Origin of the sequence: Phocaeicola sp. HCN-40430, assembly GCF_037890285.1 — a bacterium.
Classification (GTDB): Bacteria; Bacteroidota; Bacteroidia; order Bacteroidales; family Bacteroidaceae; genus Phocaeicola; species Phocaeicola acetigenes.
Genome location: NZ_JBBKBS010000001.1, coordinates 22,578 through 46,513 on the forward strand (window position 1 = coordinate 22,578; position 23,936 = coordinate 46,513).

Sequence of the window (23,936 nt, forward strand, 5' to 3'; positions counted from 1 at the left end):
TAATAAAAATATGTAGAATGTGCAATTCCTTTTTGTTCGCCTCTCTTTCGGGCAGACTGTATGTTAAAATACAAAGGCAATAGAGGCTCCGAATGTAAAGTTGTGCATCGGGGTTTTTCTGCTGTACGAATGTGTCTGACGCGTTCCATCCTCGTTTACCCATGAGTTATTCAGGTCGTAGGTGAGGCGGGGAGCAGCAAAGTCGTAGTCACAATATAGCCGGAGGGCTGCATCTTCTTTATACCGGTAGGTAAATGAAAATCCAGTCCCTATTTTATAGGTCGAACTTCTTTGTATCCTTAGAAACTCTTCGTCTGCAAAAGTACTGTTCAGCAATTCGGCTTGACTAACTTGCTCTTGTTGCAAATAGAAGTCAACATCTTCCTTATAGAATTTCTTATATGCTTCTTCACTCACAATCTGTCGGTCAAAAATCTGGGGATTGATTCGGCTGAGTGAGTTCAGACTGAAATTGGCCGTTCTTCTGCATCCCATCAGCAGCTTGCTTCCTATCTGAAAGTGTCGGCTCAACGGATAAGAGAAATACACTCCCAAATCGATGTCCAGCATTCCCAAATGGTCCGATTCCAGTCCTTCAAGCAGAAACATATTGACCGGTGCTCCAGTTTGTAAATCGCTGTCCAAATCGAAGTTCTTCAGATTTTCTGTAGGTATATCGGCTGTTACAGGAAGTGTAGCCACCTTCAGCCGTCCTCCCATTCCGATGTATGGATTGAGAAAATAGGCTCCTTCTACACTTACTACGGTAGCGGTGCTGACTTTAAGCTTCATGCCTAATGGATTTCCTCCTTCCGAGTCGTATATCTCGGCTGTTTTCAGCATCGAAGGTCCGGAAGCAATCCCCATGTTAAAACTTAAGAATGAAGGATTGTCATAACGATTATAGGTAGGATTTACATTCCATGTATCTGTCTGATTACGTTTAAAAATCAAATCCGAAAAGAAGTATCCCAAATCTGTTGATATCATGCCTATCCCGGCCCCCACAAGCACATCTCCAATCCAATGCCGGTTGTTCAACTGACGTGTCACTCCGGTAAGTCCTGCCAGGGTATATCCGCCTATGCTATACCAGGGACTTTTCATTCCGTATTCTTTATGCAGAATGGTCGCACACATAAAGGCAGTAGCTGTATGTCCCGATGGAAAGGAGTTGTCGGAAGAATTATCCGGACGGGTTTCTTTGGTCGTATATTTCAAGGTGTTGACGAATCCAGCCATTAGTGCTGCCGAAAAGACATTGCTTACTGCCAGTTCTTTCCACGAACTTCGGCTTTCTACACCGGCCAGTTTCATTCCCCATGTAGCAGCAAGGGGTACGTACTGGGTATAGTCGTCGTAACGTTGATGAAAGGTTGGATTGAACCGGTTTCTTAAAGTACGGAAGTCGCTGTTCTGTTTTTTGACTACAAGACCGGATACAATAAAGGGAATTCCCATGTATGAGAACTCTCTTTTGAAATAGTCGTATGTAGTAAAATGAGGCTGCTTGGTGAATGTTTTTGCATGCCCTGTGGTATCATTATTTATATTTAGCTGAATTTCATTGGCACATACAAGGCTGTTGCTGGTCGATAAAATGAAAAGGAGAAAATACTTTCTTGATTTCATAAAATGTGTTTTTTATAGCTATTACATCTAGAAGGAACAAAATAAAGAGTAAATGGTTCATTTTTATAAAGTTAAAAAGTGGAGACAAAGGGAGGAAAAAGGCCGGTCTTATCAACCGATAGATGATGTAACAGGAATAAAGGGGCAATGATGAATGTCGGAACGTTTAATCGTCGTCGTTGAATGTAGAATTGCCGTTGTTGGCTGTACAGCCAACGTGGCTGAATGTGTATCCGACGTCGTCGGTTTGAACCGGCAGTTGGAATCGTGAGTTTATATTTATGATAATGAGTGCTTTTTATGTAGATAAATGGAATTAGGAAGTTCTTATAATAGAGAAATCCCTAATCATTTAAAATTAAAAAAAAAAGAGGCCATCCCAATTTATTTTGAGATAGCCTCTTTCACTGAATTCAAACTATATATTATTTAATGTTCGGGTTCAGTTTGTTCCATTCTGATACTGGAGGAAGAACGCCCATTGCGATAACTTCGTCACGCAAAGCACACAAGTGTTCGTAGCTCTTATCCAAAGCAGCCTGTTCTTCTGCAGTACCGTTCAATTCAGCGCAGTGGCAACCTTCAGTATCGATAGAAGTTTCCCAAGCCATCATGATGTGATCGTACTTAGCGTTAGAAACGTAAGTACCAGCAGGCCAACGGAATGCTTTTCCACCCATAGCAGCACCAATCATTTCGATAGAAACGTATGATGGGCTCTGGAATGAAGAACGGCCACGCAAGTTGATGATGTTTGCACCACCTTTAGTTACTTTCTGCTGGATTTCAGCCCACTGTTCTTTAGTCAAAGCATCAGTACCGATGATGTCTGTCAAAGCTTTACCGTTTACTTTTGCAGTAGAAGCAAATACAGCCATCTGTTCGCCATGACCACCATAAGTACGGCAGTTTTCAACAGCGTCCATAGAAATACCGAAATGTTTAGCCAATTCGCTACGCAGACGAGTAGAGTCAAGAGCAGCCAATGTTGTAACCTGACCTGGTTTCAAACCAGAGTACAACAAAGTAATCAAACCAGTGATATCTGCCGGGTTGAAGATAACAACGATGTGTTTTACATCCGGACAGTATGCTTTTACGTTTTTACCGAATTCTTCAGCGATAGCAGCGTTACCTTTCAACAGGTCTTCACGAGTCATACCAGCTTTACGTGCTGCACCACCTGAGTTTACGATATATTTAGCACCAGTCAGCGCTTCTTTGATGTCTGAAGTGAAAGTGATGTTTACACCTTCGAAACCGCAGTGGAACAATTCTTCAGCAACACCTTCCAATCCCGGAGCATACGGGTCGTACAAACAGATGTTATTAGTCAAGCCCATCATGATAGCAGTCTGAGCCATGTTAGAACCGATCATACCGGCAGCACCTACAATGGTAAGTTTTTCGTTTGTTACAAATTCCATAATTCTTATTATTTAAGTTATGTGATAATGATGTTTGTCTACATTATTTTCTTTCGCTACAAAGATAAGAAAAAGATAGAAGATGAAGCGTTAAAAATGAAGAATTAATTAGAAGGAACCAATGAAAAAAGAAGAAGGCTAAGAGGGAAAACGGTATTCGCACAATTTGCAGGCTGAGGGGGTTTGTGCAGATTATGTAGTTTCCGATTCCGATGGAAAATGAAAACGGTCAAATTTGAGGCTTGTACACAAATCTGACCGTTTTGTCCGAAAATATTGTTTTGATTTATACAAACCAGGTAGAATGATCTTCGTAAGGAGCGAAAGTCAGACTTTGAGGACTAGGTTCAACTCCCGACAGATACTTGGATAAAATACGAAGCACTTCCTGAGTATCTTTTTCGCGTACTACTACCGATATACTTTGGTTGTCGCTGCCATACGAAATCATTAAGATAGGAATGTCTTTTAATAAATCGATTATGCGAGCTTCTACTTTACTGATATTCCAGTCGAACTCTCCTAATATAGATATGGCAGTAACATTCTTTTCTACTGTGACTTTAGCAAATCGAGAGAGTTTATTCAGTATTTTATTCCAGAAAATGTCATAAACTCTTATGGCTACCGATATGTTTGTACTGGAAGATGTAAACAGATAAATGGGTACCAAATTGGTTACAAGGATACCTAATGCTTGTGTAGATACCTGCGATGAAGGAATTTTACCTAAAGGTGACATACGTAAATAGTTGATATCCTTTCGTACAGTTATGGCTTTTATATCATGCTTTTTCTTTTCTTCATCAATGTAGATCGCAGGGAGGTTCGCCTGATTATCGCTTATCAGGCGAATACTGATTTGTTTTTCACGAGCCAGAAAGAGAGTGGAGTGCGAGATATGACTGTCATCGGTCACGAGCATGTGTGCAGCTTCTTCACAAGTCAGACAAAGTTTGTTCTCCTCTTTATGATGCAAGCTATGAAGTCCTTGAGTAGGCATAATTAAAGTTAGCTCTTTTGCCTGGAGAGCAATTGCTACATAAAGCGCATATAAATCGGTATACATATCAATCAGATAGGTTGGCTCTCCAGATTCGTTTCGGTATATATTAGTCGGCATAACATATATCTTGCCCGGTTCTGTCTGTATATTAGCGAAATCAATATCAGGAACCTGTTCTTCATTCAGTTGGATAAATTCGGAAGCATCGAGTAAGGATGCGTTCATTCCTTTGTACTTCAAATATGCAGTACAAAGAATGGCCGAAAGGTATCCTCCTGTTGTTCTTATATCTGTTTCCTGTTGGTAAGATGCTTCTGAATGGGACTTTGCCAGATGTACGAAATGGTCTATCTGTGCTGTAATGTCTGCTTTTGTAGCACATGTATTCGCCTCATCTGTATCTGGAACCACAAGCATGCTGATACACTCTTCTTTCAATGTATCTATGGCATGCAAAGCTTCGGTCTGCTGGTTTTGAATCAGAAATCTGGATATTTCTTCCAGACTCTCTTTCATCCAGTCGAAAGGAGTAAGGATGATGATAAATGGTTCTTCCGAACGAAGTTTTTCGAGGTGTGATAGGATTTTTTCGGAACTGTTAGTTGTTTCTATACTGCAAACTTTCATTGTTTTACTTTATCTATTAATGCTGTTTCTGTTTCTCTTTCTTCTTGAATAGTCGGGTAGATATGCTTTTACAATAAATATTCCTAAACATATACTCTCAAAATTCTCTACAAAGAAAATAATTTAATTTTGATTTGAAAGGAGTTATTTTCTTTAATGTTGCATTTGTATCAATATTTGTGCCGAATAGCCTTTTTTGTGGTCATTGCAGTGTATTTTTCTTTTTCTGAGTGTAATTTTTGCGGTTAAAAGGCTTTTGTTATATTTGCAGCCGATAGAATTGTTTCAATATGCATACAAGCACTTTACATAACGACCGAAAGAGTGTCCGCTTCCGTTTCTGGAGTCGGAAGAGTTACGCTGTGTTCGGAAGTTTGCATTGCCATGTTACTATTGGTAATGTAGGTAAAGGCATTGCCGACTCTGCTTTGGATAAATCTAAAGCGGTTTTCTCGCTGAGAGACAACTGCAGAGGAGCACAACGTATGGCAGCAGAAGACGGAGAAACTCGGGAAACAGATGATGGATTTCCACAATGGAAAACCGAACTTGGTTTTCTTTTTCTGCTGTTTGCAGGCGGAGGTTGTGTACGGGGTAGCGTATATGCCGGTTGGACATTTCTGATATTTGTCATTCACGGAAACGGAGTGACGAAGCAACTGTGTAGTATCTGTACAGGTACAAAGGAGAGTTGCTTCGTCACTCCGTTCTTTTTATATATATATGATTATGATAGAAGAACTGGAAAAAAAAGTTGGTGAAGGAGGTTGCCTGACACGGGCAGAAGCGTTATGGTTGGCAGAAGAGGCTCCTTTTGAAGCGCTTTGTGAAGCTGCGCATCGTCTGACCAGACAGTTCGCTTCACATAAGTTTGATATGTGCTCCATTATTAATGCCAAATCGGGACGTTGTCCGGAAAACTGTAAATGGTGTGCACAGTCGGCTCATTATACCACAGGAGTGGAAGAATATGGATTAGCTTCTGCAGAGGAATGTTTACGTCATGCTCAGGCGAATGAGGAATTGGGGGTACATCGCTTCTCTTTGGTTACAAGTGGAAAAAGACCTACTTCCAAAGAACTGGATATTTTATGCGAGCGATTTGCTTACTTGCATGCTCATACTTCCATCTGTCTTTGTGCTTCACTTGGACTGGCTACCGAAGAGCAGTTGCTGCGTTTGCGTCAGGCAGGAGTAGAGCGTTATCATTGTAATCTGGAAACAGCTCCTTCCTATTTCCCGAATCTTTGTACAACTCATACACAGGAGCAGAAAATAGAGACATTACGTGCAGCACGCCGTGCCGGTATGGATGTATGTAGTGGTGGTATTATAGGTATGGGAGAGAGTATGGAACAGCGGGTAGAACTGGCTTTCACTTTAAAGGAACTGGATGTACAGTCTATTCCATTGAACTTGTTGCAACCTATTCCGGGTACTCCATTGGAGAAGACTCCCCGATTGTCTGATGAAGAGGTTCTTCGGACTATAGCTATGTTCCGCTTTGTGAACCCGACGGCTTATCTGCGTTTTGCCGGAGGACGCTCGCTTCTGAGTGAGGAGGCTGTCCGTAAGGCATTGTATGTGGGAGTGAATTCGGCCATAGTAGGAGACTTGCTTACTACATTAGGATCGAAAGTAAAAGAAGATATAAAACGAATCAAGGAGGTAGGGTATGAATTATGAACAGCTTGTGGATAGCTTCGACAGAGAACATTTGTGGCATCCTTATACATCGACATTGAATCCGTTGCCTACTTATAAAGTGGAGAGAGCAGACGGATGTATACTGACATTATCAGACGGTACACGGCTTATTGATGGTATGTCGTCGTGGTGGTGTGCTGTACATGGATATAATCATCCGGTTCTGAATAAAGCTATAGAAGAGCAGTTGAGCCGGATGTCGCACGTGATGTTTGGAGGACTGACTCATACTCCTGCCATCGAGTTGGGGAAACTGTTGCTGGAAGTGGTACCTCCTTCTATGCAGAAAATATTCTATGCAGACAGTGGTTCCGTGGCTGTAGAAGTGGCTTTGAAGATGGCAGTACAGTATCAGTTTGCAGCCGGCAAACCGGAGAAGAGTAATTTTATAACCATCCGTTCGGGATATCATGGTGATACTTGGAATGCCATGTCGGTGTGCGACCCGGTAACAGGTATGCACAGTCTGTTTGGTTCGGCTTTACCCGTACGTTTTTTTGCGCCTTCACCTAAAAGTCGTTTTGGGGGAGAATGGGATGAAGCGGATATCCTGCCGTTGCGTGAGGCCATCGAACTGCATCATCAGGAACTGGCAGGACTTATTTTGGAGCCTATTGTGCAGGGGGCCGGAGGAATGTGGTTCTATCATCCCAACTATTTGTGTGAGGCTGCCAAATTGTGTCGTGAGTATGGCTTGCTGCTGATTTTTGATGAAATAGCTACCGGCTTTGGACGTACCGGTAAACTGTTTGCCTGGGAACATGCAGGAGTAGAACCGGATATCATGTGCATTGGAAAGGCATTGACCGGAGGGTATATGACTTTTTCTGCTGTTCTGACTACCGACCGTGTCGCTGATTGTATTTCTTCCCATCATCCCAATGTCTTTATGCACGGTCCTACGTTTATGGGAAATCCGCTGGCTTGTGCTGTGGCTAAGGCTTCGGTACAACTTCTTTTGTCGTCCGGCTGGAAAGAAAAAGTGGCCTGCATCGAAAAACAGTTACGCGAGGAACTGGCTCCGGCTTCTTTATTGCCTCAGGTAGAAGATGTACGTGTCTTGGGGGGGATTGGAGTCATTGAAATGAAGAAACCGGTAGACATGGCACAGATGCAGCGCTTGTTTATAGAAGAAGGTATTTGGGTACGGCCGTTTGGCAAATTGGTTTACATCATGCCGCCTTTTATCATTACTCCGCAAGAACTGAGCAAACTGACTTCGGGATTGATAAAGGTTGTAAAACAAACATTATGAGTATGGAACAGATGGATGAGGCCTTTCTGACAGAACTGGACAGACTGGCTGGAATAAATAATTTGCGGGTATTGCCGGAGGTAAGGCAAAACGGAAAATGGATAGAGAAAGAAGGAGCAAGAATGTTGAATCTTTCTTCAAACGACTATTTAGGATTGGCCTCCGATGTATCTTTGAAACAAGAGTTTGTGAGTGGGATAAAGGAAGAGGATTTTTTATTTTCTTCTTCCTCCTCTCGTTTGCTGACAGGTAATTTCCCAGTTTATACGGAACTGGAACAGTTGCTTGCCGATACATTTGGAGCCGAAAGTGCATTGGTCTTTGGTAGCGGCTATCACATGAACATGGGAATATTACCGGCTGTTGCCGATGGCAACACGTTGATATTGGCCGATAAACTGGTACATGCCAGTCTGATAGACGGTATCCGTCTGTCGGCTGCCCGATGTATCCGTTACCGGCATCAGGACTATACACAGGTAGAACAGCTCTTGGAGAAGCATCATACTGAATACTCCCGCATTATTCTAGTAACGGAAAGTGTGTTCAGTATGGACGGAGATGTGGTTCCGCTTGCTCGTCTGGTTTCACTCAAGAAGACATATTCCAATCTGATGCTGTATGTCGACGAAGCACATGGTATCGGAGTACGTGGACAACATGGCTTGGGAGTAGCAGAGGAACAAGGATGTTTACACGACATTGATTTTCTTTGTGGAACTTTTGGAAAGGCATTGGCTTCAGCCGGAGCTTATGTGGTTTGCAGGAAAGTAATACGGGATTATTTGGTAAATAAGATGAGAACCTTGATTTTTACTACAGCTCTTCCTCCACTCAATATGGCATGGACTTGTTTTATTTTTTCTCGTTTGGGAGAATGGACAGAGCGAAGAAAGCATTTGGATATGATTTCATCCCGTCTGCGCGAAGCGGTACAGAGCAATGGATATGAATGTGCTTCTGGCAGTCATATTGTACCGCTGACAGTTGGCAGTAGTGAGCGGGCTGTATGGTATGCAACGGAGTTGCAGCGAAAAGGTTTCTATGTATTGCCTGTTCGTCCGCCTACCGTCCCGGAAGGAACTTCACGTTTGCGCTTTTCGCTTACGGTAGCCATAACCGAAGAAGATATTAACTCGCTTGTTCAGAACATAACACCTCGTACTGTATGAAACAGCTCTTTTTAAAACGGGAAAGAAATCCTCGCTTGCTTTTGTTCTTTGCCGGGTGGGGAGCAGACGAATATTTGTTCCATCGTCCTGTACCACAAGGTTATGATTATTTGTTGTGCTTCGATTATCGTACTTTAGATTTTGATGAAGCATACCTTGAGGGGTATCAGGAGATTTATGTGATGGCATGGTCGATGGGAGTCTGGGTTGCCGGACATATATTGTCTAATGGTTCTTGGCCGATAGTAAGAAGTCTGGCTGTGAATGGTACCGTTTATCCGATAGATGACGAAAGAGGCATTCCGCATGCCATATTCGAAGGTACGTTACAAGGTTTCTCGGAAAAGACTTTAGTACGCTTTCGCCGCCGCATGTGTGGTACTCAGGAAGGAGTCAAAGCTTTTCTTGCACATGAGCCGTATCGTCCGTTGGAAGAACTGAGAGAAGAACTTGCTGCGTTGAAACAGGAAGTACAGGCAAAAAATACTCCGACGTTTCATTGGGATAAAGCCATTGTTGGTTTGCAGGATTTGATTTTTCCCGTAAACAATCAGCAAAAAGCCTGGGAGGGAGTAGAAATGAAAAAGGTAGATGTCGCTCATTATGATGAGTGTCTGTTCGACAGATTATTGTCGGGAAAGGAAGAAGGATGGATAAAACTTTAATCAGAAAACGTTTTGCACGTGCTACCGGTAGTTATTTGCAGACAGCTTCGGTGCAGCGTACTATTGCCGAGCGCATGGTAGAACGTATAAGTGTTTATGTGCCGAAGGCGGATCAGCATAAGATTCTTGAGGTAGGGTGTGGTACTGGTATGTTTACCCGTATGTATTTACAGCAACATTCACCTGAACAGTTGTTTCTGAATGATATTTGTCCGGAGGTACAGACCTGTTTTTCCGATTTGCCGGAAGGAAAAGTTGACTTTCTGATGGGAGATGCCGAGAAACTTTGTTTTCCCTTGAACCTGGGCATGATTGTATCTTGTTCGGCAATACAATGGTTTGAGCATCCTGTTGCTTTTCTTACCAGATGCGCCCGCTTTCTAAAACCTGAAGGATTTTTGGCTTTCAGTACTTTTGGAAAAATGAATATGCAGGAAATAGCTTCACTATCTTCGGTGTCATTGAACTATCTTTCTTTGGAAGAACTGAAGCGTGAGCTGGAACCTCATTTTCATCTGATGTATAGTCATGAAGAAGTATTCCGGCTTTCTTTCGAATCGCCGATGGCTGTACTGAAGCATCTTAAAAAAACAGGTGTTACCGGTATCCGCTCTGGGGTATGGACACGGGGTAAGCTGGATGCTTTTTGCATGCATTATTCAAGTCGTTATGCATCGGAAGGTGGTATGGTACCGCTTACCTATCATCCTATATATGTAATATGTCAACTTAAAAAGTAAAAGATATGAAAGAGAATGTGTATTTTGTCAGTGGTATTGATACAAATATCGGAAAAAGTTATGCTACCGGTTATCTGGCTCGTGAATGGAACAAGAGCGGAATACGTACCATTACACAGAAGTTTATTCAGACTGGAAATACAGAACTGTCGGAAGATATAGAGTTACACCGTAAGTTGATGGGGACAGGTCTGCTTCCGGAAGATAAGGAGGGGCTGACCATGCCTGAGATTTTTACTTACCCTTGCTCTCCTCATCTTGCTGCTGAGATAGACCAGCGTGCGATTGATTTCAATAAAATAGAACGTGCTACTGAGGCATTAAGTGAAAAGTATGATGCAGTTTTATTAGAGGGTGCAGGAGGATTGATGGTACCGTTGACACGTGATTTGCTGACTATCGATTATATTGCTCAAAAAAAATATCCGTTGATATTTGTTACATCCGGCCGTTTGGGCAGTATTAATCATACTCTGTTGAGTCTGGAGGCAATCCGTAAAAGAGGCATTCGCTTGCATACACTGATGTATAACCTGTATCCGGTATCGGATGATGAACTGATTCGCCGTGATACTGAAGACTATATTCGTACATTATTGGTAAAGGAATATCCTGACGCTGAATTTGTTTCGGTTCCTTGTTTGTAAAGCCAATGAATTTTACTCAAAGAGGCAATTTATTTGTCTGGAAGTAATGGCATTGAATTTGCAATAAAATTATCGTAGATTTGCAGTATTAGTATTGCGGGGCTACGATAATTTTATTGCTATATCTGAAAGTAGCGATCAAGACTTCTCCAGTTCACTGTCTGTAAACGACAGAATGTCCATGTTTTCTCGTGTCGTAAAGTTGCTTTTTCTATGTGGGCATGTTGTCAGCATACATTTCTTACACTTATTGGTTGAGGTGATGTTGCAGGGATCTATGTGGATAGTGAGCTGGATTCTATTCCCATATTTTTGATTTAATACATTTTTCAACTGACTTCCTAAATTATGTCCTGCTTCTACTGTATAATACCAGGGAACAGTAAGGTCGCAATCGATATAAAGGTAATTTCCCGATTTGATAATCTTGGTATTGTGGATATCAATCCATTCAGGTTGGCGGTTTTCATTTAAAACAGTAACCATTTCACCAAGTAATTGCTCATCAGCATGGTCTACAAGTCCTGTAATGGTCTGTCGTAGAATAGAAATACCGGTAAAGATGATAATGCCTCCAAATAGTAAGGCCAATGCACTGTCTATCCATGATATTTTGGTGAAGAATAAGGCCAACAGACCAATTACGAGTCCGATGGTAGAATATGTATCAGAATGCAAGTGTTTACCTCCTGCTACTAAAGCTACAGAGTTATGCTTCTTGCCGGTACGGATACTATAGGTTCCTAACAGATAATTTATTATACCAGAAAAGGCTATGATATAAATACCAATATCCAGCTTTTGAATTTCTACAGGAAAAAACAAGCGTTTTACAGCTTCGTAGATAATCATAATGCCGGCAATAATAATCAGGATACCTTCTGATGAGGCTGAGATTAATTCAATCTTTCCGTGTCCGAAAGGATGGTTACGGTCTTGTGGTTGCATGGCCAAATGCAGACTGTATAGACTTACAGCTCCTGCCACTACATTGACAATACTTTCCAGTGCATCGGTCAGTACACCAACCGAATGGGTTACATAATAAGCTATAAACTTGGCTATCAGAATGACAAAAGAGACCAATACAATTCTTTTCTGTACATTGAGCTTTATTTGGTCTGCATGAATTTCCATCTTAGTATATATTTTAATAGTTGTTGGATACAGATGAATTCAATATTTGAGGGACAAAAATACGTAAAAGGTGAGCATAGTAACCAGTAGAAATGAAGTTTTCTGATAAAGGTATTTCCAAGCCCATTCTATACCCTTTTGAATATATACACTATCCCTTCTGTTTTTTCCGGTATTCTTTAGGTGATATACCCATTATTTTATGAAACAGCCTTGAAAAATAATAACTGTCTTCAATTCCTATTTTGTAGCACACCTGATTGATTTTCATATCAGTGGAATCGAGAATAAAGCAGGCCTGTCGGATTTTTTTATGGTTATGTTTTAGCTCGGATTCGGATAGGAAAAGTGATTATTTCCTAATGGATACAGTATGAAAAGACGATGATGAGTGTCGGATGCTTTAGTTGTCGTCGTTGGCTGTAGAGTTGTCGTTGTCGGCTGTATATTCAACGTCGCCGATTGTGCATCCGACGTCGTCGGTTTAAATCCGTAAAAGGAATCATAAATTCATATTACAGATAATATGTATGTTTTAGAAGTGTATATAAAACCGCTAATCCGGTCTGAAATAAAAAAAAGAAAAAGACCATCTCAAGCTTATCTTGAAACAGTCTCATTTTCCATTCGTGGAGCTGGAGGGAGTCGAACCCTCGTCCAAACAAGGAAGCCATATGCTTTCTACATGCTTATCTCTGCCTTCGGTTTTCGTGCATAAGCAAGACCAGAGCCACCCACTTATACCTTAGTCTTTAAAATTTCATTTTGTCCGCAAGACAAGAACAAAACTATTCCCGATTTTACTGCATCGCTTTACCAAACGCTTCGGAACAAGAGCTTTTGAGCAATGTCTCGTTTCTACCACTGTGGCAGAAATAAAGTTAATCTACTGTACTTCGATTAAGCAGCGAGAGCATAGTTTTCGTTGCCAGATAATAGTTCAGTAACTGAGATTATAGTGCAAATCACTGACGCACTGCATGCTTACATACCACATCTCTCGCTGTCAAAACCAGTCAACCCCGAATGATGAAGTATTTCTTTCTTGCAAAGATATGAAAAAAGAATGGATTTATCCAATGCTTCTTGGAAAATTGTATAATTTTGAAAAAGAACAAAGTTTAAGTATATGAAAAAAATAAAGTGGTTGGCAGCAGGAATCGTTTGTCTTTCTGCGTGTATGGGAAGTCAGCAGAAAGCAGCGGTCGGGCTTGCAGAAACAGGAGATACGCTTTATCTCTGTGTGGGAAGTTATGCTTCGGCAGCTGATGAGGGAGTACAGATGTATCAGTTCAATCAGGAAACCGGAGAAGCTGTATATGTGAGTGGGTTGAAAGGAGTCTCTAATCCTTCTTACTTGGTTGCATCTACAGATGGAAACCGGATTTATGTGGTGGGTGAAGACGAGGGGGCTTCTTCTACTGTAAATGCGGTGTCTTTTGACAGGCAGACAGGAAAACTGGTATTGATGAATACTCAGTTAACACAAGGAGGAGCTCCGTGTTATGTGACATTGAGTCCGGAAGAAGACTTTGTACTGACTGCCAATTATATGGGAGGTAATATATCTGTTTTCCCCTTAGAGGAAAATGGAAGATTAAAAGCAGGCGATACGATTAATTTTACAGGTAGCGGACCGGATAAGGAGCGTCAGTCGCAGCCTCATTTACATTGTGTACAGTTTACTCCCGACGGACGTTTCTTGTTGGCTAACGATTTAGGAACAGACCGTATTCATGTCTTTCCGGTAAAAGAGGGTGGAAAATCGGAATTACTGGAAAAAGAGAATACTTTTGATATCTGTTTACCCTCAGGTTGTGGTCCTCGTCATCTTTGTTTTGCTCCAAACGGTAAACACGCTTATCTGCTCACCGAATTGTCGGGGGAAGTTATAGGCTTGTCGTACGATGAAGCCGGATTTGATACCATTCAGCATATTAAAGCCGATACATTGGATGCTCGGGGAAGTGCTGATATTCATCTTTCTCCGGATGGAAAGTTCCTTTATGCATCGAATCGTTTGAAAGGGGATGGTATTGCTATATTTGAAATCAGTTCGGAAGACGGTACCTTAGATAAGGTAGGGTATCAGCCAACGGGAATCCATCCGCGTAATTTCAATATAACTCCTAATGGAAAGTATCTGTTGGTGGCTTGTCGGGATACAAACGAGATTCAGATATATGAAAGGGAGGAAGAAAGCGGTCTATTGAAAGATACTGGAAAGCGTATTAAAATGCCCAAACCTGTTTGTGTACAATTTCTTCCTTATTAGAAAAGACTACTGAAACTAAATGCCCCGGCAAAAGAAAACTTTCTTTGCCGGGGCATTTAGTTTTGTATAATCAACGAGCGGAAGCCTTATTTCATCTTGTATACCAATGTTCCACCCTTCATGATATCTTCATGAGTAATATAGTTCTTGGTATAAGGTTTTCCGTTCAATGTGATACTGTCTACATACATATGTTCTTTCGACAAGCCTTCTGCTATGATGGTAAATGTCTTTCCGTCGGCCAGATGCAGTGTGAACTTCGGAAGCTGAGGTGCACCGAATACGTATTCACCACTTACCGGGTTTACAGGATAGAATCCCATAGCCGAGAACATATACCATGCAGACATCTGTCCGCAGTCGTCATTTCCGCACAAACCGTTTGGTTTTGGAAGATACTGTGTGTCGAAAATCTGACGAACCAGTTCCTGAGTACGTTCCGGACGTCCTGCTAAAGTATACAGGTAAGTTACGTGATGGCTTGGTTCATTACCATGTGCATACTGTCCAATCAGTCCGGTTACATCGGCCTGTGTAGTTTCCAGTTTCACTGTAAATACAGAGTCAAGCTTGTTGAGGAACGCTTCTTCTCCTCCAAACAATGCAATCAGACCCGGTACATCGTGCTGAACATGCCAGGTATATTGCCATGCATTTCCTTCGGTATAGTCTCCACCTACACTTTCAGAGTGTCCTACCTGACTTGGGTTGAACGGGCTCTTCCATGTACCGTCAGCTTTTTTCGGGCGCATGAATTTTGTAGAAGGGTCGAACAGATTCTTGTAGTAGTCTGCACGTTTAGCAAAGTAAGCAGCATCTTCTTCTTTCCCCATACGTTTTGCCATATCGGCAGCTGCATAATCATCGTATACACTTTCCAAAGTCGATGAAACAGATTCAGCTTCTGTCAGGTCGGTAGGGAAGTAACCATATTTTGTATAGGTTTCCCAGTTCGATTTCAGCGGGTGAGATATAGTCTGGGTACGTTTGATGGCATTGAAAGCACGTTCCGCATCAAAGCCTCTGAATCCTTTGGCATACGCTTCTGCGATGATAGATACACTGTGGTTGGCTATCATACAGAAAGTTTCGCCACCCCATAATCCCCAAATAGGAAGATAACCGATGGTTTCAGCCTGGTCTACCAATGAATTTACAAGACCATCTACACGTTCCGGTACCATCAAGGTATAGAACGGGTGCGCAGCACGGTAAGTATCCCATGCAGAGAAAGTGGAATAGAATTTACCTCCGGTTGCCGATACTACTTCGTCGTGTGCATTACGGTATTTACCGTCTACATCCGAGATTTCATTCGGCTGGATCAATGCATGATAGAAGCTTGTATAGAAGTTGGTTTTTTCATCCTGTGTACCTTCTACTTCGATACGGCTCAGGTAGCTGTTCCATTCGTCTTTTGCAGCTTGACGAACTCCCTCAAAGTCCCATCCGGCTACTTCTGCTGCCATGTTGGCTTTTGCACCTTCTACACCAGTAGTAGACAATGCTACTTTCATCATCAGCTGGTCTTCCGGTTTCATGTCGAATGTAGCTACGATGCGCTGTCCTTTTTCTGTTTCAGCCATCGGCAGGTTGACAGTGCTGATTACCGGGCGGTTGAACTGCATTACAAAGTAGTATACCTGATCTACCCACACCTTATTAATTACGTGTCCGGTCAGGGTGCTGTCGTTTTCCCAATTGGTTTCACATATACTTACCTGCGAATGATATTGTTTTTCGTTCCATGCCGGTCCGTGCTGAAGGTCGATAAGTACAGAGGCAGAATCTGCTTTATGATATGTATAACGGTGTAATGCAGTGTGAGTGGTAGCAGTCAGTTCGGCTGTTACTCCCGGCTGGTCTAAGGTTACGGTATAATATCCAGGTGTAGCACTTTCGCTTTTTTTAGAGAAAGGACTACGGTATCCGTCCCAGTTGCGCTGGCGGTTGCCTGTAACCGGCATTACCAGAATATCACCCAAGTCCATACATCCGGTTCCGTTCAGGTGAGTCTGGGTGAATCCCCATATCAGTGAATCTTCATATACATATTCAGAGCAATATCTCCATCCGATAGCTCCTGTAACCGGGCTGGTCTGAATCATACCGAAAGGACGGCAAGCACCCGGGAAAGTGTGTCCGTTATCGGCTGCTCCGATGAATGTATTTACGTATTGTGTGTAATCGATTGCTTGCGGTGTTTGTTCGGAAGAGCAACTGAACATTGTTGCTCCTAGGGCAAGCGTACAAAACAAAGATGTGTATTTCTTCATGGATATCAATTTTTATGACAAGGCGAAGAAACCTGTTTTAGAAAAACAGATTCCTTCGTCTTGTTAATTATGAGTGGAAAAATGAGTCTTATACGTAAGTTTCCAGGAATTTAACCTGTCCTTTAGGAGCAACTTCCAGTCCTTTTGTAGTAGCAGGGAACAATACAGATTCTCCAGCCTGCATTTCTACAGTATTGCCTTCGTTGTCTGTTACAGTACAAGCACCTTCCATACAGATGTAGATAACGAAAGAATCCAATTCGCTATAATCCATGTTCATGTTTTCTGTCAGGTCGTATACAGAAGTAGTGAAGTACGGACAAGTAACCAATTCTACCGGTTCATTCTGTTTCGGAGTATAGTTGGTACGATAGTCACTTTCTACTGAATAGTCGATAGCGTCTTTTGAAAGTTCTGTATGCAATTCGCGTGTATTACCGTTTTTATCTTTACGGTTGAAGTCGTAGATACGATAAGTAATATTAGAAGTCTGTTGGATTTCTGCGATAAAACATCCTGCACCAATACTGTGGATACGTCCGGCTGGCAAGAAGAATACGTCACCCGGTTTTACCGCATAGTCTGCCAATGCATCACAGATTGTATTGTCTGCAATCATTGCTGCATATTCGTCTGGAGTAATCTGTTTGCTTAAACCAGAGCGAAGATGAGCTTTGCCGTTTGCATTGTCGATTACATACCACATTTCTGTTTTACCCATAGAGTTGTGGCGTTTCATTGCCAGTTCATCGTCCGGATGAACCTGGATAGACAAGTCATCCTGTGCATCGATAAATTTGATAAGCAATGGGAATTTACCGTTGAAGCGTGCATAGTTTGCTTCACCTACCAATGCTCCTTTATATTCGTTTACCATCTGTGTCAGGTTTTTACCGGCATCAGCTCCATTGGCTACTACTGATTCATCGCCCGGTACATCCGAGATTTCCCAACTTTCTCCTACTTGTGCCTGCTGGCAGTCAAGATGTTTGAACGGAATAATTTTTTCACCACCCCAAATGGTTGATTTTAAAATTGGCTGAAATTTTAATGGATACATAGTTCTATTTATTTTAGTTTATTATTATGTTATTCTATTCTCATTTTTATACTGTTACAAAAGTAGCTATTTTGCTCATATAGTCATAACAAATTACTGTTTAATTCGCAGTGATTCTTAGGTATCGGATGTTTTTGGAAGTGTATTGGGATGTTCTTTCCGATTTGGTCATTTATGCTGCACTTGATATACTTTTTTTCTTTATCTTTGCGGGCTGTTGTATACTATTTATAATAATATGAAAATAAAGACATTTTTAGTGCTTATTGTAGCCTGGCTATGTGGAATGGCAACTCTTTCAGCCCAGACTATGGCACCTAAACGAGAATTTCGCGGAGCATGGATTCAATGTGTGAACGGTCAGTTTCAAGGTATGCCAACCGAGAAGATGAAAGCTACACTAATCAGCCAGCTCGACAATCTGAAAGGAGCCGGTATCAATGCTATTATTTTTCAGGTGCGTGCCGAATGTGATGCATTGTACAAATCGTCATATGAACCTTGGAGCCGTTTCTTGACTGGAGTACAAGGGAAAGCTCCTTCTCCGGCGTGGGATCCGTTACAGTTTATGGTAGAAGAATGTCACAAGCGTGGTATGGAACTTCATGCATGGATTAACCCTTACCGTGCAAAGACAAAAGGAACAGGTGCGCTGTCGCCTCTTCATCCATACAATAAATACCCTGACCTTTTTGTCAACTATGGCGGACAGCTATATTTCGATCCTGGGTATCCGGAATCGCGTAAATACATTTGTAAGATTGTACGTGATATCGTAACACGATACGACATCGACGCCATTCATATGGACGATTATTTTTATCCTTATCCTAATCCGGGTGAGGAGTTTCCGGATAGAGCCAGTTTTGCTGCTTATGGACGTGGTTTCCTTAATAAGGCCGATTGGCGTCGTGATAATGTAAATGTGTTGATTAAAGAAATTCACGAAACTGTACGTGAAGCTAAACCTTGGGTAAAATTTGGTATTTCTCCTTTTGGTATCTATCGTAACCAGAAGAACGATCCGAATGGAAGTAGAACCAATGGGTTGCAGAATTACGATGACTTGTATGCAGATGTTCTGTTGTGGGTGAACAATGGATGGGTAGACTACAACATACCTCAAATCTACTGGGAAATCGGTCATCCGGCTGCAGATTATGATACGTTGATTCGCTGGTGGGCGCGACATTCGGCTGCCCGTCCTTTGTTTATTGGTCAAGATGTAAACCGCACTGTGACCAAAGCCGATCTTATGAATCCTAATCAGAGTCAGATTCCTGCGAAGTATCGCCTGCAGCGTTCTTTGCCTACTGTGCAGGGAAGTTGCCAGTGGTATGCTGCTGCTGTAGTAGAAAATGTAGGTAACTATCGTGATATGTTGGTAAAAGAATATCATAAGTATCCGGCATTGATTCCTTTGTCTCCATTTATAGATGATAAAGCTCCGGGAAAGGTCAGGAAGTTGAAACCGGTATGGACAGAAGACGGTTACATCTTGTTCTGGACTGCTCCGAAAGCAAAGCATGAAATGGATGAAGCTGTGCAGTATGTGGTTTATCGCTTCGAAAAGAAAGAAAAGGTAAACTTGGATGATCCTTCACATATTGTATCAATTACTCGTAATACCTTTTATAAACTTCCTTATGAAGACGGGAAGACAAAGTATCGTTATATAGTGACAGCATTGGATCGTTTGCACAATGAATCAAAAGCAGTTAAGAAAACCGTAAAACTATAAATAGCTTACTTACTTTTTTTGAAATGGCAGTCTTAGGTTGATTTTTGACTTAAGACTGCCATTTTTTTTGTGTGTAGTCACAAAAAATGATTGCATAGTGGCTATTTTAGATAGGATAGTTGCGTTTTTTTGTTTTATAGTGTAAATTTTAAAATATGAAATATTTTTTATGTGAAATAAATATATAACTTTGCTAAAAAATACAAACGAAGGGTGCTTCTTTTATGACTTTTTCTTAAAGAAATAAAAGATAGTCCTTGCACTCTGAGATAAAACAATGAACTAAGATCTAAGGGGCGGATCTGAACTAAATTAAAAAGAGTATGAAAAAGTTTTTATTGACAGCTGTATTGGGAATGTTTGCTTTGGCTGGTTTTTCTCAGGTAAAGTGGGATGTAAAAGCCGGTATGTCTATGACTAACATGACTGAAACTACAGATTCCAAACTGAAAGTTGGTTATACTGTTGGTGTAGGTATGGATTATGCTTTTTCTGAAAACTGGTCTTTGCAGTCAGGTTTGAATTTTGCAAGTAAAGGAGCTAAGGTTGAAGGTGTGAAATTCAATATGCATTATGTAGAACTTCCTGTTTTGGCTGCATATAAGTTTGCTGTAGCCGAAAATATGAAGTTAGTTGTAAATGCTGGTCCTTATTTTGCTTGTGGTTTGGCTGGTAAAATGAGTGATGAAGGAGAATCTATCAAGTTATTCTCTAAAGAAGAAGGTGCTGAAAAAGCATTGATGAATAGATTTGATATGGGTATTCAGTATGGTGTCGGTTTGGAAATCGCTGACCGCTATTTGGTAAATCTTACAGGACAGAATGGTTTCTTGAATACCTTGAACTATGAAGATGTTTGGGGTGATGCTTCTAGCAAAAACATCGCATTCTCTATTTCTGTAGGTTATAGATTCTGATAATAAGAAATCTTGTAATAATCAGACGGCTTCAGGGTAATTTGCTTTGAAGCCGTTTTTTCTTGATATCCCGGTTATGCAGCAGACAGAATTTTAAGAACGAAATTTTCTGTATTTTGTAAGTGAATAATCGTGCTAAGTCTGCTTTTTTTCTTTTCTTTGTGTCTCGAATAAATACATTATAAAATAAATCAAAATCATGTTAGGAAGTATAGTTTGGGATGTTGATCCTGTATTGGTGCATATAGGCTCATTGGAAATCCGTTGGTATGGATTGATGTGGGGACTTGGTTTTATCTTTGCCTATGAATTTATGTCTCGTCTGTTTAAAAGAGAGAAGTATCCGGATAACTGGGCGGATAAACTTTTTATATATTGCATTGTAAGTAGTGTTATTGGTGCTCGTTTGGGACATTGCCTGTTTTATGAATGGGATTATTACGGTGCACATCCAATGGAAATTTTAAAGATTTGGAAAGGTGGACTGGCCAGCCATGGAGGAGTCTTTGCACTGATATTGGCGTTGATTTGGTATTCTAAGAAGGTGACAAAGAAAAGCGTGTGGTGGTTGTTCGACCGTATGATTCCTGCTGTAGCTGTGGTATGTATGTGCATTCGTTTCGGTAACTTGATGAATTCTGAAATATTTGGCTATCCTACAACCTTGCCTTGGGGATTTGAGTTTATCCGTTCGCGTGAATGGCAGGAATTGTATAATCGGGATGGAGTGGCACAAGCCTGTCATCCTACTCAGATATACGAGATGCTTTATTGCTTGATAGCGTTAGTGACCTCGTGGCTGATGTATTACAAATTTCACCTTCAAAAGCGAATCGGTCTGATAACTGGAGTTTCTCTCTTGATTTTCTTTGGTGCACGATTTGGACTGGAATTTATGAAAAATCCTCAGGTAGCAGAAGAGGTAAATATGACGCTTAATATCGGTCAGTGGCTCAGTGTTCCTCTTATTTTACTGGGTATATATCTTATTTCCACCTGTAAGACCCGAAAAGAAAGTTTTTGATGATATAAAGTGAAAGAATAGGGCGTAAACTGTTATGATATAGGAATTTAACACTGTTGATAAAAATGTTTCATCCTCTTGCAAACTTGTTTCATGTAACAGGTTTGCAAGAGGATGAAACATTTTTTATGCCCTTTAACTATTCCCTTCCCTACTTTTGCTGTCGATAAAAACAAATCTTTCATACTAAGTATTTAATGCTATGAAGACTGAAAAGAAACAGTTATGCAATCGTATGGGAGCAGTCGTGTTACTACTCGCCGTGGCTTGTGCAAATGGATATGCACAGGAAAAGAAATCATCAAACAATAGTAGTTCTAAAGAAGAGGGAAACCGAAATGTGATGTTGAATGCAGCTAGTGCTAACGGTCCTCGTGAGATTCAGATTGGTCTTCCTTCTGCCGATGTCAATGTGCTGGAGAATGGTATGCCTGTTACTTATGCAACCAATCCTCACAGCGTAAACTCTCTGTGGCGTGCTGATGCTAGCTTGAGTCACGTAGGACTTTTGAAAATTTCGGAAACAGCCATTACTACAGGTAATATTGGTTATGCTGTCAATTCTTTTACTCAGCTTGGAGAAAAAGGATTTCATGGTACTTTAAATTATAAGACCAATCACTTTGGTATGCAAGAGTTTTCTCTTAACCTCAATGGAGAAATTGCAAAGGACTGGTATTATAGTGGTAGTGCATATCAGGACTTTGATCCGGGAACATTTAAAATTAAGTCTACTCCATTTCAAGACCGTACACAGATTTATAAATTTGCGCTGACTAAGCGTTATCATGAAAACCGTGGTGAATTTACAGCCATGTATCATTATAGCAACAGCCATCCGGTATACATGTATGCTACACAGTCTGCTCCGTTTGTATATGTAGGTGATGGTAGTGTAAAAGAGTTTGGCGGTTTTGCCCTGGGAACCACTTCTTATCTTCCGGTAGACAATGAAATGATGTATCGTGATATGCGTACAGGTGAATTGCAGAAAACAACACTTTACGATGCGGTACAGAATAAAGGAAGTGAATGGTTATTGATGAATAACTATAAATGGGATAATGGACTGGCTTGGAAAGTAATGATGAAGTATGACCATGCAACAGGTTCGTGTGTATACCAGACTCCGATGGAGCTGAAGCGTCGTACAGACAGTTCTATTGCTTACCAGTATGAAGCTGCAGATGGAAGCATGATGCCGTATCAAGGTGAATATGTACAAAGCCGAATGTCTTGCTTGAACCGTGGATTCATTGATGAGTTTATGTTTACAACAGAATTGTCCCGTAAATTGTCTAACGGTACTTGGCGTTTAGGATTGAATGAATGGTATTATGATATTGATTATGCATCTAATACTACAATGTATGACCAGTCGGTTCCTGCTGACGGAAGCTATCCGGTACGTTTGTATAATCCTGCATATGCAACAGCTGAAGGACGTATTTACGGAGGAAACGGATATTATTATGATTTCAATAAGAATGCTTCAGAATATTATAAAGGTCATGAAAATAAATTGGCTGTTTATTTTACTCATGACTGGGATATAACAGACAGATTGAACTTGTATTATGGTGCACGTCTGGAGTATCAGGCACTTCGTGGAAACAATGCCGCAGTAAAAAATGCCAATGGTGACTATATCGGACGTTTTGCCAACTATTATCTTGGAGCAACTGCTGTTCCTGTATATGATGTAGATGGTAATCAGACCGGATATATGGCTGGTGCAGCTGGCACTTCGGGAGCTGTAAAAGTTGAACCTGCTCCAATGAGCTACGATTGGTTTAACTATGCTTTGAGTGCTGCTGCTACTTATAAGCTGACTAACAAATTCGGTTTAACCGGAGACTTTACCTATATTACTCAGCATCCTCGTATTGAAAATTTTGCTCCTGCTACTTTACCTAATACAGATAAGATTTCTGTACCATTGGGACGTGCCGGAATCTATTTCAATAACGACTGGTTGAGTCTGACTTCTTTGTTCTCTTATATTTCTAAGACCAACAATAATTCTACATTGAATTTGCAGCATGCAGTAAATGGTGTGAATGAGATTTTGGCTGCTCCGCTTAATTACGACATCAAGACATTGGGTTGGACAACCGATGTGGTAGCTACTCCGTTTAAAGGCTTCAATTTGCACTTCTTGTTTACTTACCAGAAACCTACATACAAGAAGTATGAAACTTCTGTGAAGTTCTCTGATGGTTATGTCGGACAGATTAATGCAACTGGAAATATCGTAGCAGAAATTCCTCAAGTAATTGTTGAAATCGATCCTAGTTATATGATTACTGACGATTTGAAGATATGGACTAGCTTCCGCTATTTCAGCAAGACTTATGCTAATATCAACGATGCTTATTATTTCAACGGACGTTGGGAAACCTTTGGTGGTTTGAACTGGCAGGTCAATAAGAAATTTTCTTTGGGATGTACTGTAATCAACTTCTTGAATCAGACTGGTGCGAAGGGAAGTATAGCAGGTGCTGAATTGGTAACAAAAGAGGAAGCAGGACAGTATGCCAATACTGTAATGGCTGGTAGTTATATCCGTCCGTTTACTGTCGAATTCTCTGCCCAGATTAAATTTTAAAGTTTGAAGGTAGATAGATT

At 41.1% G+C, this 23,936-nt stretch carries 18 protein-coding genes, 1 other RNA gene and 1 pseudogene; 12 read left to right on the forward strand and 8 right to left on the reverse strand.

From position 1 onward, the window contains the following. Positions 1–63 precede the first annotated feature (63 nt). From WKU26_RS00085 to WKU26_RS00095, 3 genes are all read right to left on the reverse strand, one after another. A complete protein-coding gene (locus WKU26_RS00085) occupies positions 64–1,632 on the reverse strand; it encodes a phosphatase PAP2 family protein (protein ID WP_340320406.1) in 1,569 nt (522 codons plus the stop codon). Between the two features lie 425 nt (positions 1,633–2,057). Next, positions 2,058–3,059 (reverse strand): malate dehydrogenase, encoded by a 1,002-nt coding sequence (locus WKU26_RS00090; RefSeq protein WP_340320408.1) that lies wholly within the window; start codon positions 3,057–3,059, stop codon positions 2,058–2,060. A 286-nt stretch (positions 3,060–3,345) separates the two neighbouring features. Beyond that, complete coding sequence (locus WKU26_RS00095; protein WP_340320410.1) at positions 3,346–4,692, reverse strand: ACT domain-containing protein; 1,347 nt, start codon at positions 4,690–4,692, stop codon at positions 3,346–3,348. Positions 4,693–4,982: 290 nt separating this feature from the next. Between WKU26_RS00095 and WKU26_RS00100 the strand changes: the two genes are divergently transcribed. The 7 genes from WKU26_RS00100 to bioD are packed head-to-tail and all read left to right on the forward strand — an operon-like array spanning position 4,983 to position 10,878. Continuing rightward, positions 4,983–5,453, forward strand: a complete 471-nt coding sequence (locus WKU26_RS00100; protein ID WP_340320412.1) for a hypothetical protein — start codon at positions 4,983–4,985, stop codon at positions 5,451–5,453. Further along, positions 5,419–6,378: a biotin synthase BioB gene (bioB, locus tag WKU26_RS00105; protein WP_340320554.1), complete on the forward strand. Its 960-nt coding sequence runs from the start codon at positions 5,419–5,421 to the stop codon at positions 6,376–6,378. The genes WKU26_RS00100 and bioB overlap by 35 nt, the downstream gene beginning before the upstream one ends. After that, on the forward strand, positions 6,368–7,654 hold the full coding sequence (bioA, locus tag WKU26_RS00110) for an adenosylmethionine--8-amino-7-oxononanoate transaminase (RefSeq protein WP_340320414.1): 1,287 nt from the start codon (positions 6,368–6,370) through the stop codon (positions 7,652–7,654). The genes bioB and bioA overlap by 11 nt, the downstream gene beginning before the upstream one ends. Before the next feature lie 2 nt (positions 7,655–7,656). Then, positions 7,657–8,826: an 8-amino-7-oxononanoate synthase gene (locus WKU26_RS00115; protein WP_340320555.1), complete on the forward strand. Its 1,170-nt coding sequence runs from the start codon at positions 7,657–7,659 to the stop codon at positions 8,824–8,826. Beyond that, a complete protein-coding gene (locus tag WKU26_RS00120; protein WP_340320416.1) occupies positions 8,823–9,491 on the forward strand; it encodes a DUF452 family protein in 669 nt (222 codons plus the stop codon). The genes WKU26_RS00115 and WKU26_RS00120 overlap by 4 nt, the downstream gene beginning before the upstream one ends. Beyond that, positions 9,476–10,231: a malonyl-ACP O-methyltransferase BioC gene (bioC, locus tag WKU26_RS00125; RefSeq protein ID WP_340320418.1), complete on the forward strand. Its 756-nt coding sequence runs from the start codon at positions 9,476–9,478 to the stop codon at positions 10,229–10,231. Before WKU26_RS00120 ends, bioC begins: the two co-directional genes overlap by 16 nt. 5 nt (positions 10,232–10,236) lie before the next feature. Next, positions 10,237–10,878: a dethiobiotin synthase gene (gene bioD / locus WKU26_RS00130; RefSeq protein WP_340320420.1), complete on the forward strand. Its 642-nt coding sequence runs from the start codon at positions 10,237–10,239 to the stop codon at positions 10,876–10,878. A 138-nt stretch (positions 10,879–11,016) separates the two neighbouring features. Here the strand turns inward: bioD and WKU26_RS00135 are convergent, their stop codons facing one another. The 3 genes and pseudogenes from WKU26_RS00135 to ssrA form a co-directional block, all read right to left on the reverse strand. Beyond that, complete coding sequence (locus tag WKU26_RS00135) at positions 11,017–12,015, reverse strand: cation diffusion facilitator family transporter (protein WP_340320422.1); 999 nt, start codon at positions 12,013–12,015, stop codon at positions 11,017–11,019. A gap of 151 nt (positions 12,016–12,166) precedes the next feature. Continuing rightward, positions 12,167–12,334 (reverse strand): annotated as a pseudogene (locus tag WKU26_RS00140) (helix-turn-helix domain-containing protein); the annotation flags it as partial. Positions 12,335–12,642: 308 nt separating this feature from the next. Beyond that, positions 12,643–13,039, reverse strand: a transfer-messenger RNA (tmRNA) gene (gene ssrA / locus WKU26_RS00145). A 105-nt stretch (positions 13,040–13,144) separates the two neighbouring features. On the opposite strand from ssrA, the gene WKU26_RS00150 reads away from it, so the two are divergent. Beyond that, entirely contained in the window at positions 13,145–14,290 is a 1,146-nt protein-coding gene (locus WKU26_RS00150; protein ID WP_445323190.1) for a lactonase family protein, read from the forward strand. 86 nt (positions 14,291–14,376) lie between these two features. Here the strand turns inward: WKU26_RS00150 and WKU26_RS00155 are convergent, their stop codons facing one another. Both WKU26_RS00155 and WKU26_RS00160 read right to left on the reverse strand, forming a co-directional pair. Further along, complete coding sequence (locus tag WKU26_RS00155) at positions 14,377–16,566, reverse strand: GH92 family glycosyl hydrolase (protein ID WP_340320424.1); 2,190 nt, start codon at positions 16,564–16,566, stop codon at positions 14,377–14,379. A gap of 88 nt (positions 16,567–16,654) precedes the next feature. Further along, complete coding sequence (locus WKU26_RS00160) at positions 16,655–17,626, reverse strand: type I phosphomannose isomerase catalytic subunit (RefSeq protein ID WP_178266773.1); 972 nt, start codon at positions 17,624–17,626, stop codon at positions 16,655–16,657. Between the two features lie 238 nt (positions 17,627–17,864). On the opposite strand from WKU26_RS00160, the gene WKU26_RS00165 reads away from it, so the two are divergent. The 4 genes from WKU26_RS00165 (at position 17,865) to WKU26_RS00180 (ending at position 23,916) form a co-directional block, all read left to right on the forward strand. Further along, the gene (locus tag WKU26_RS00165) at positions 17,865–19,367 is read left to right on the forward strand and encodes a glycoside hydrolase family 10 protein (protein ID WP_340320427.1); all 1,503 of its coding nucleotides are present in this window, start codon (positions 17,865–17,867) and stop codon (positions 19,365–19,367) included. A 323-nt stretch (positions 19,368–19,690) separates the two neighbouring features. Beyond that, on the forward strand, positions 19,691–20,284 hold the full coding sequence (locus WKU26_RS00170; protein WP_340320429.1) for a porin family protein: 594 nt from the start codon (positions 19,691–19,693) through the stop codon (positions 20,282–20,284). Between the two features lie 199 nt (positions 20,285–20,483). Beyond that, positions 20,484–21,308, forward strand: coding sequence for a prolipoprotein diacylglyceryl transferase (gene lgt / locus WKU26_RS00175; protein WP_340320431.1), 825 nt, complete (start codon positions 20,484–20,486; stop codon positions 21,306–21,308). 202 nt (positions 21,309–21,510) lie between these two features. Beyond that, positions 21,511–23,916, forward strand: a complete 2,406-nt coding sequence (locus WKU26_RS00180) for a TonB-dependent receptor (protein WP_340320433.1) — start codon at positions 21,511–21,513, stop codon at positions 23,914–23,916. Positions 23,917–23,936: the final 20 nt, after the last annotated feature.

What these genes read in the sequence shown, in the direction of transcription:
- WKU26_RS00085 (WP_340320406.1), bottom strand. Translation starts at nt 1,632, where the DNA reads ATGAAATCAAGAAAGTATTTTCTCCTTTTCATTTTATCGACCAGCAAC.
- WKU26_RS00090 (WP_340320408.1), bottom strand. Translation starts at nt 3,059, where the DNA reads ATGGAATTTGTAACAAACGAAAAACTTACCATTGTAGGTGCTGCCGGT.
- WKU26_RS00095 (WP_340320410.1), bottom strand. Translation starts at nt 4,692, where the DNA reads ATGAAAGTTTGCAGTATAGAAACAACTAACAGTTCCGAAAAAATCCTA.
- WKU26_RS00100 (WP_340320412.1), top strand. Translation starts at nt 4,983, where the DNA reads ATGCATACAAGCACTTTACATAACGACCGAAAGAGTGTCCGCTTCCGT.
- bioA (WP_340320414.1), top strand. Translation starts at nt 6,368, where the DNA reads ATGAATTATGAACAGCTTGTGGATAGCTTCGACAGAGAACATTTGTGG.
- WKU26_RS00115 (WP_340320555.1), top strand. Translation starts at nt 7,657, where the DNA reads ATGGAACAGATGGATGAGGCCTTTCTGACAGAACTGGACAGACTGGCT.
- WKU26_RS00120 (WP_340320416.1), top strand. Translation starts at nt 8,823, where the DNA reads ATGAAACAGCTCTTTTTAAAACGGGAAAGAAATCCTCGCTTGCTTTTG.
- bioC (WP_340320418.1), top strand. Translation starts at nt 9,476, where the DNA reads ATGGATAAAACTTTAATCAGAAAACGTTTTGCACGTGCTACCGGTAGT.
- bioD (WP_340320420.1), top strand. Translation starts at nt 10,237, where the DNA reads ATGAAAGAGAATGTGTATTTTGTCAGTGGTATTGATACAAATATCGGA.
- WKU26_RS00135 (WP_340320422.1), bottom strand. Translation starts at nt 12,015, where the DNA reads ATGGAAATTCATGCAGACCAAATAAAGCTCAATGTACAGAAAAGAATT.
- WKU26_RS00150 (WP_445323190.1), top strand. Translation starts at nt 13,145, where the DNA reads ATGAAAAAAATAAAGTGGTTGGCAGCAGGAATCGTTTGTCTTTCTGCG.
- WKU26_RS00155 (WP_340320424.1), bottom strand. Translation starts at nt 16,566, where the DNA reads ATGAAGAAATACACATCTTTGTTTTGTACGCTTGCCCTAGGAGCAACA.
- WKU26_RS00160 (WP_178266773.1), bottom strand. Translation starts at nt 17,626, where the DNA reads ATGTATCCATTAAAATTTCAGCCAATTTTAAAATCAACCATTTGGGGT.
- WKU26_RS00165 (WP_340320427.1), top strand. Translation starts at nt 17,865, where the DNA reads ATGAAAATAAAGACATTTTTAGTGCTTATTGTAGCCTGGCTATGTGGA.
- WKU26_RS00170 (WP_340320429.1), top strand. Translation starts at nt 19,691, where the DNA reads ATGAAAAAGTTTTTATTGACAGCTGTATTGGGAATGTTTGCTTTGGCT.
- lgt (WP_340320431.1), top strand. Translation starts at nt 20,484, where the DNA reads ATGTTAGGAAGTATAGTTTGGGATGTTGATCCTGTATTGGTGCATATA.
- WKU26_RS00180 (WP_340320433.1), top strand. Translation starts at nt 21,511, where the DNA reads ATGAAGACTGAAAAGAAACAGTTATGCAATCGTATGGGAGCAGTCGTG.